7 protein-coding genes are annotated in these 8,394 nt (G+C 33.6%); 3 read left to right on the top strand and 4 right to left on the bottom strand.

Annotated features, from left to right (window positions below; all coding sequences use genetic code 11):
* Window positions 1-24: 24 nt before the first annotated feature.
* The 4 genes from TY10_RS00115 to TY10_RS30895 form a co-directional block, all read right to left on the bottom strand.
* The gene (locus TY10_RS00115) at window positions 25-279 is read right to left on the bottom strand and encodes a hypothetical protein (protein ID WP_042159255.1); all 255 of its coding nucleotides are present in this window, start codon (window positions 277-279) and stop codon (window positions 25-27) included.
* 36 nt (window positions 280-315) lie between these two features.
* Window positions 316-3,834: a non-ribosomal peptide synthetase gene (locus TY10_RS00110; RefSeq protein WP_202903118.1), complete on the bottom strand. Its 3,519-nt coding sequence runs from the start codon at window positions 3,832-3,834 to the stop codon at window positions 316-318.
* Window positions 3,835-4,037: 203 nt separating this feature from the next.
* Window positions 4,038-4,295: a condensation domain-containing protein gene (locus tag TY10_RS32380; protein ID WP_202903117.1), complete on the bottom strand. Its 258-nt coding sequence runs from the start codon at window positions 4,293-4,295 to the stop codon at window positions 4,038-4,040.
* A 7-nt stretch (window positions 4,296-4,302) separates the two neighbouring features.
* Window positions 4,303-4,824, bottom strand: coding sequence for a condensation domain-containing protein (locus TY10_RS30895; RefSeq protein ID WP_202903116.1), 522 nt, complete (start codon window positions 4,822-4,824; stop codon window positions 4,303-4,305).
* A gap of 1,775 nt (window positions 4,825-6,599) precedes the next feature.
* Between TY10_RS30895 and TY10_RS00105 the strand changes: the two genes are divergently transcribed.
* The 3 genes from TY10_RS00105 (at window position 6,600) to TY10_RS32375 (ending at window position 7,814) form a co-directional block, all read left to right on the top strand.
* Window positions 6,600-6,944 carry a transposase gene (locus TY10_RS00105; protein ID WP_162160537.1) on the top strand — a complete coding sequence of 115 codons (345 nt, stop codon included), beginning with the start codon at window positions 6,600-6,602 and terminating at the stop codon, window positions 6,942-6,944.
* Window positions 6,945-7,234: 290 nt separating this feature from the next.
* Window positions 7,235-7,435, top strand: a complete 201-nt coding sequence (locus TY10_RS30150) for a hypothetical protein (protein WP_155985627.1) — start codon at window positions 7,235-7,237, stop codon at window positions 7,433-7,435.
* Between the two features lie 4 nt (window positions 7,436-7,439).
* Entirely contained in the window at window positions 7,440-7,814 is a 375-nt protein-coding gene (locus TY10_RS32375; protein WP_155985626.1) for an IS3 family transposase, read from the top strand.
* Window positions 7,815-8,394 lie beyond the last annotated feature (580 nt).

The following is an 8,394-nucleotide window of genomic DNA, read 5'->3' as shown; positions in this document are numbered from 1 at the left end:
CTTTTAGAGCGGCCGAGTTATAAATCAACATCGCTTAACTTTTTTTGCAATGTAGGAAATAAAAAACTGCATACTTGTAAAATAGTTAGGGTTCAAACACTCATCATCAAACTCAAATCCATACTTTTCTTCAACTGCGACTATCATCTTAATAAAATTTATTGAGTTTAATTTCATTGAGATTGGACTATCCATCTGTATAATATTATCAGGATTACCTTCTTCTCCAATGATATTTTTTATTAGATTTGTTACAATCATCAAAATTTCGTTTTGCATAATACCTTCCTCCAGTTTTAATAGATTACATAATTTTTATTTGAATAGTGAATCAATTTCATTTTGTGAAATCTCAATTGTCTCAAAATCAGAAGGGGTAAACTCTATTAGTTCTTTTGAGATACAATGATTAATGATTCTTTTTATATTGTTTATATAGTTTCCCAAAAAAGCCTCTATAGTTTTACTTTCAAATTTATTACTATATATTATTTGCAAATTGACTTTATTATTGATAACTAATACGTTAATATCAATCATGATCGTCAAACTGTTTCTCTTGTCGGACTCTAAACCCGTTTCAAATTCATACGAAATTGAAAATATATCTTTATACATAGAAAAGTTGTAATCACCTAAATAATTAAAGCGAATACTACTATTTAAATCCCCGTAAGATTTTTCACTTTTCTTATTTAGATACTTATTTACACCAAAATCAATCCCCTTATTTGGAATCATTCTTATCTCTTCTTTAATAGTTTTAATACAACTTTCTAGGTCATTTCCTTTATATTTCAAGAGAATTGGATATAGACTTGTAAACCATCCGACCGTCCTATTTAAATCTAATCCCTCTACGTCATCCTCACGACCATGAGATTCCAGTTCGACTAATACCTCATTGTTCTGAGTAAATTGGTTTAATGTTAATTGTAAAGCTGACAATAATAAATCTTTAGGTTCGGTATGATAGGCTACATTTGCATTTGTTAAAAGCTCTTTTGTTTCCAGCTCATTTAATTGAGCAGATGATATTCCACTTTTCCCTACAATATCTTCATCAAGTTGATGGTTCAACCAAAAGTTACATTTTGGTTTGCTTAAGGAATTCCAATAGGCATTTTCCTGATCATACTCATATTTCCCAAGCATCTCAGCCCATGTTTGATATGAATCTGTCTTTTCTGGCAGTTTTATCTCTTTATTACTGCTAAGCTGCTTGATCATTGAATAAATATCATCCAAAATAATTCTCCAAGAAACTCCATCCACTACTAGGTGGTGAGCAGTTAATAGTAATACTTTATTTCCAGTTGAAAGATGGAACATACAAGCCTTGAATAATAAATCTTGTTGTATGTTAAAGCTTCCCTTTAATTTACTACCTATCTCTTTTATCAATTCCCGTTGTATAGAGTAGGAATGATTTGATAGATCAAACTCTACAATTTCAATCTCCTTGTTCAAGTGTTCATTGTTATAAAACATTTCACCTAATTGGAGATTGACATTGATCCTTAATGAGTCGTGTTGCTTGATCAATTCTTTAATAATGATTTTAAAGTTCTTAACACTTATATCCTTTTTCAATTCCAATAATATACTTTGGTTATAGTAATGAGGATTTTTCATATTTTGTGATAAAAACCAATATACTATAGGAGTTAACTTGATTGTTCCTACGACAGGTTTATAACTACTCCTCCTTACTTCTACATTCTGAACATATTTGGACATTTCTTTAATTATTGGATTTGAAAGGATATCTTTTACCTTTATCTTTAATCCATATTCATATGCTTTTGATGCAATTTGTATTGCTTTGATTGAATCTCCTCCTATATGATAGAAATTATGATCAATACTTATATTTTCAATATTCAAAACACCACTGATTGCACCAATCAGCCGCAGTTCCATTTCTGTTTTGTGAGAAACTGATTGCTTAGACTCCAATACTACCATATCTGGCTTAGGCAATAATTCTCTATCTATTTTACCGTTTGTAGTTAGAGGTATCTCATTCACTTCAATTAAATAATATGGGATCATATAATCCGGTAAAAACTTAAGAAGATAGCTTTTCAAATCATTACTTGATACTTCACTCTTCTTTACAAAATAGGCACATATAAAACTAGTATCATTTTGTAGATGCCGTTCTAAAACAATAACATCTTTTACAGCTTCATGATTTATCAGATAATTCTCTATTTCACCTAATTCTATGCGATATCCCCGTATTTTAACTTGTTGACCCGCCCTGCCAATATACTCAATTTTTCCATCACTAAGAAATCTCGCTAAATCGCCAGTGGCATACATAATTTTTCCTTTAATAAAAGGATTTTCAATGAATTTTTCCTTTGTCAATTTGGGATTACTCATATAACCCCTCGCAACCCCGTCACCGGATATATATATTTCCCCCACCACATTCTTTGGTAAAGGATTAAGATTTTCATCCAGAATATAGATTTGCACATTATAAGCAGGCACTCCAATAGGTACTGATGTACTTTTATCAGTTGTATAATTATATTTGTGTATCATACATCCCACTACTGTTTCTGTTGGACCATATTCGTTAAATATTTCAATTTTTCCTTCAAAACTCTCGTAAATTTTTTTAGCGAGACTGCTTTTCAGATCTTCGCCTCCAACAATAAGTCGCTTGACTGAAGAATTATTATTTTTCAAATCTTTAAGTAAGGATAAATGAGCGGGTGTTAACTTGAGCACAGTCACCTTATTCTCTCGCATAATTTGATAAATAACATATTCCTCTTCATTATCTGGGTATATAATAATACTACCTCCGCAGATTAATGGAGTGAAAATAGATGTTACAGTCAAATCAGCTGAGAGAGAAGAATATAACGGAAACACTTCACTTTCATCTTTGATATACATTTGTTTTGCCCACCAAATATAATTAACTAGACCTTGATGCTCGATCATTGTTCCTTTTGGTTTACCTGTCGAACCCGAAGTGTATATAATATAAACTAGTTCATCTGGATGGTTTGATAAGTTCAAATCCTCAGTATCACCTTCAAATAAAGAAGTATTAGTAAGATCAACAATATATCCCTTAAAGCCAAGACATTCCCTTGAGTTATTTGTAAGTAAAATTTTAGTATTGGAGTCTTCAAGCATGTAATTAATCCTATCATCTGGATATGTTGGATCAATCGGTAAATACGCGCCACCAGATTTAATAATGGCAAATATACCAATAACTGTTTCTATTGAATGGGTGGTCAACAAACCAACTACAATTTCTTTCCCGCCTCCGCTATTTAAAATTAATCTAGCAATTTGGTTGGCCTTTTCATTCAATTCTCTATAGGTCAATTCGTTATTATGAAATCTTATGGCAACTTTATTTGGGTTTTTTTTGGCCTGATATTCAAATAGTTGATAAATGGTCTTACTCCTTGGATAGAGGGCTTCGGTGTAGTTAAATTCATAAACTAGTTTGTTTCGTTCAGCATCAGACAATAAATTTAATTTCCCCACACTGCCACTAGGATTATTTATTATTTGTTGTGATAAATTAATGAAGCTATTAAACATATCATCTATCTGTTCTTCTGAATAATCGTTAATTTTATAATCAAAGTATAAATTTAAACTTCCTTTATCTGACCAGTCTTTTATAACAAGTTGTAAAGAGTAATATTGATTTCCATTATAGAACTCACTATTTTCTATAGAAAAGCCATTTATTTCAGAATTGAGATTAGTATTATAATAGTTTACACAGATATTAAATAAACGATCATGGTCGGTTTTTCTTAATCTGTAGGTCTTGTACCAATTGATCATACGGGTACTTTTTGATTATAATAACAACTCATTAACTCTTTACCAATTATATACATAGTATCCTTTACTGAACGATTGCTATTCATTTTAAACCGGAATGGCATTGTGCTGACATACATACCGAAAGTATTTTTATCCTTTTTTCCCTGATCTATTTAGAACCGGAGTTCCTATTACTATGTCAGTTTTTTTGAAGAGTTTTATTAATATACAATAAAGCTAATGTTACGAAAAAAGATGTTGAGTGAGCACTCATTTTTTTTCACGAATTCCCTTATTTTTAAAGATAAATCGGAGCTTAAAACATATTCTTTTCTCTTCCCCTCGGTTGTACTTGATTTATTTAATGATTCAGGTAATTGTTTAAATTTCTCATTCCAATAATTTTTGTTTTTTTTATACCTTTCTGATCTAAAATACGATTGCTCTTGCTCAATATAATCAAGATATGATCCTTTCAATTCTCCACTAGTATCGCTTTTTTATCAGAAGATTCATATAATTAGAGCAGATTTGTTCTGTCATAACATTTATAGACCAACCATCAGCAATAATGTGGTTAAATTTAGCAAAATATCCTTTATTATTATCAGATAGTTTATAAAGAGCAAAGAAATAAAGGGGATTATTCTCAATATTAAATGGCTTTTTAGCCTCTTCTTCCATCCATATATTAAATTCTTCTTCTGGATTTTTGAATTGACTAAAATCATAAAAATTCAATTTATATTTTGTATAACTGTAGACAAACTGCTTTATTTCCCCGTTTCTCTCAATTATTCGAAGTCTGACTCCCTCATTTTTTTCTATAAAAATGTTTATAGATTCTTCCAATAGATCCATTTTCACTGGACCCTTTATTAATACAGATCCACCTATGTTATTTATAGAAGTTAAAGGATGTATCTTTTCTATGTACCATATTCTTTTTTGAGAATGAGTTAATGGATAGTATTTCACATCTTTATTATCCTTAATAATCATATTCATATTAATTTAGCCCCCTCACTAGCATTACATACACCTCAGAACTCAAAATAACTGAAAACTTAAATAGATTTAGTTACTCGAAATAACCAAAGGCCAAACATCCTATAAAGACAATCCTGTTTCTCTGGTAATATTTAATTAATTTGGGTCAATAGATAATTTTTTTTATTACTTAAGTAATCTTCGATTTCTTTAACCAAAATTTTTATTGCATTTTTCTATTCATATATTGGAATTATCCCAAGTATATACCTTATGCTACAAGTAGACCTACACTAGACTTTGCTTCACTCCAGTTTCTTGCTTGTACAGAACGAGTCAGTAGTGGACGAGTACAATCTAAATCTGATTCATCACGGCGTTGGCGCTCGTACAATAGAAGATTTTAATCTTATTATGCTGTTTCATCCCACTTCAAGAACCTTCCAAATGCCCTTTCTGCAGGTGTGAAGTAGAGATAGCATTCCCTTCTCGATCCCCGTTTAAACCATACTCAGTGGATGCTTCATAAGCCATTAAGGTAAATCTCGTTCTGCAATAACAGTCATAGACAGTGTAATCAACTTAACTTCGATTATACACATACGTAATGTTTTTTCGGAGGATCGCCCACTTATACTATTGTAAACAAGATACAATCGTTGTTGAGTCAAAAATTTTGACCTATCTGCGGGAATGGGATGGTTGAGATTGTGATGCATCCAACCGACTAAATGCTCTGCAGCTCGAGATCGACCTGGTTCTGTTTTTGAGAAGCGTGGCCGAAATGGATTTCATACCAAGATTGTTTTGAGATTTTCACATATGACATCACCGAATATTAACCTAATACCATCACTACCATGCACCTCTTCATGAATAAAGAGTTTAAAGCAGGTGAGTCTTGTGGGCTTTTTTGCGTACTTATTTTGACTATTTATGGTGACAAGATCTCTGAATGTTTTCGCAAAAGTAGGCACCATAATCTACGAAACAAAGAAAATATGACATTACTGCCCATGAAATCAGTCCTTTTATTGGATTTTTACCATAGTTTTATTAAATTTTATAATAAGTATTTTGTGTTTGAATGGTGCAATCGCCGAATCAATTGAATATTCAGATAACGTTCATACTACAGCGCTAGTAAATCTCTCCAAATAATAGATTATGTTATTTCAATTACAAAGTCTTTAGAGAGAAAGAAAGATTTAATGTCCATAGATAATAAAAAGATTTTAATATCTGTAATTTTTTATGTATTTTTAAAATCGATATTTGCCTTAGAAAAAATATATTAACTAGGAATCTAGTTATCCTTTATAACATTTTCGAATTTGCGATGAATATAAATAATGCATAGGTTTCCATCCTACCTTATAGTGTTTTCTGGTTATATCCATTTAGATTAAATTTTAAAATTCGCATTAAAAGTTTTCTTTTAGGAACTAATATTAATTATACTTTCATTCAATAGAGTTAACAATTGAAATTGGTCAAATCTGTAATATTGAATTTAATATGTGTAATCTAACATTTTGTTATTTGTTTTTTCTTTGCTATAAATTACTCATTAAAGAAGTTCAATGTATTCACAACAGGTTCTTATATCTTGCTTGCCTACTAATGGGAACATTTCTATTAGTCATACGTTCTAACTCTGTTGTTTCTATTCCCTAAAACAGTATTAAACTCTGTAACGAAACTTTTGTTCCGCAGATACAGGTTCAACTGTGCAACTAGAATAAAAAGTGGACACTCGTTAAGTGTAGAAAGATAATAACATTAACGAGGAGGTGTTTGGTATTGAAAAGCAACCACGAAACAACTATACGGAAGAGTTTAAGAAAAGAACGGTAAAGTACATTCTAGAACAATCCAAGAGCATGCCAGAAATCGCAGGGGAACTGGATATCTCGGCAGGTCTTTTGCATAACTGGAAACAAAAATACCGTAGTGAGATTCAAGCAGAGATCCAATCAGAGATCCAAGCTTCGCCAGATAAAATCCGTCATTTAGAACAACAATTGCATGAGATGGAAGCTGTAAAACAAAAGCAAGATCTCGAGAATGCCGACTTACGGGAAGAACTTGAAATCTTAAAAAAGGCGCTACACATCTTCGGGAAAGAAAGGAACTAAGGTTCAAGTTTATCGAAGATCATCGCTCCGAGTTTCGATTAAAGAAGATGTGTAGCGTGTTCGATGTTTCAAGGAGCGGTTACCATAAGTGGCTCTCAGAGAAGGGGAATCCGAACATCTATCAGCAGCGTCGCATGGCGCTGGTTGCAAGTATTATTTGGCTTTTTCATGATTCGATCGATCGCTGCTATGGGAGTCCGAAAATTACCGCTCTACTTCGCAAATAAGGCTGGAAGGCCTCGTAGCGTTTGGTAGGCAAACTCATGAAAGAGAACGGGTTGCGTTCTTGTGTGACCAAGAACTTTCGGGCGAATACGACAGACTCCAATCATGACCAGCCGATCGCCCCAAACCTGCTCGACCAGAACTTCGAGACGACAGCACCTAACAAAGTCTGGGTAACCGATATTACGTATATCCCTTGCCGTGAAGGCCGTATGTATCTGGCCAGTGTCCCTGATCTGTACACACGTAGGTTGGAAGCTTGCTGACCGAATGACGACAGAGCTTGTCCTGGCAGCGCTAGATCAAGCGTACGAAGCACAGAAGCCAAAGAAAAAGCTGATTCACCATTCGGACCGAGGCTCACAGTATGCTTCGAAGGACTATCGCAAGCGATTAAAGACATACCAAATGAAAGCAAGTATGAGTCGTAAAGGGAATTGCTACGATAACGCTTGTATCGAATCCTTCCACAGTGTACTGAAAAAAGAGTTCGTTTACTGCACGAAATTCAAGACAAAAGCGCAGGCACAACAAGAGATGTTCGAGTATATCGAACTGTTTTACAACCGGAAACGAATTCATAGTTCATTGGGGTATTTATCACCCAATCAATTTGAGTTGAATTATTACAAAAAAGTAAGTTGATACACTTAAGAAGGTCTACTTTCTTGACAGAGGTCCAGCCGTGAACTTGGATGTTATAACGTTTCCATTTTATGTAAAATTTTGAAGAATCATATGAATCATGAGTTGCGAAAAAGCCTATTAGCAGCGCAGAGCTACCAGCATACCTAACAGTAAAGATAAGGAAAAAAGTGTATACTGGAGGAAAGGATCTTTATCTGCTTCAATATTATCTATAGATGGTTATATGCAGGCCTTCTGGCAGCCATGGATGTCAAGTGCCTACGTCACAAAGGGAAGCCTCGTAACCCCTTGGAAACATATAGTCGGTTCCTAGTCAGAACTCCAACAGCGCTCCAAGAGGTTAACGAACGTGAGAACTTTGGCCATTGGGAGCTTGATACTGTTGTTTTGAGTCGGGGAAGAGCCGCGCTTGTGCGGGTGCAATCGTAAGACGAAAATGTACGTGGCTCTAAAGAGGCTAGTCCTTACCACTCACTCCATGGAGATAGCTTTTGATGTTATCGTCTATTCACCCGCCGCTTTTCAGAGTGGTACATCCGATCGCGGGAAAAGTTTTCCTGTTATCACTTTGGAAAAA

Source organism: Paenibacillus gorillae, assembly GCF_000513275.1.
In the GTDB taxonomy this organism is placed as follows: domain Bacteria; phylum Bacillota; class Bacilli; order Paenibacillales; family Paenibacillaceae; genus Pristimantibacillus; species Pristimantibacillus gorillae.
Note: the sequence above shows the minus strand (reverse complement) of the source record. Positions and strands in the feature narration are given on the sequence as shown.

What these genes read in the sequence shown, in the direction of transcription:
- TY10_RS00115 (WP_042159255.1), bottom strand. Translation starts at nt 279, where the DNA reads ATGCAAAACGAAATTTTGATGATTGTAACAAATCTAATAAAAAATATC.
- TY10_RS00110 (WP_202903118.1), bottom strand. Translation starts at nt 3,834, where the DNA reads ATGATCAATTGGTACAAGACCTACAGATTAAGAAAAACCGACCATGAT.
- TY10_RS30895 (WP_202903116.1), bottom strand. Translation starts at nt 4,824, where the DNA reads ATGAATATGATTATTAAGGATAATAAAGATGTGAAATACTATCCATTA.
- TY10_RS32375 (WP_155985626.1), top strand. Translation starts at nt 7,440, where the DNA reads ATGACGACAGAGCTTGTCCTGGCAGCGCTAGATCAAGCGTACGAAGCA.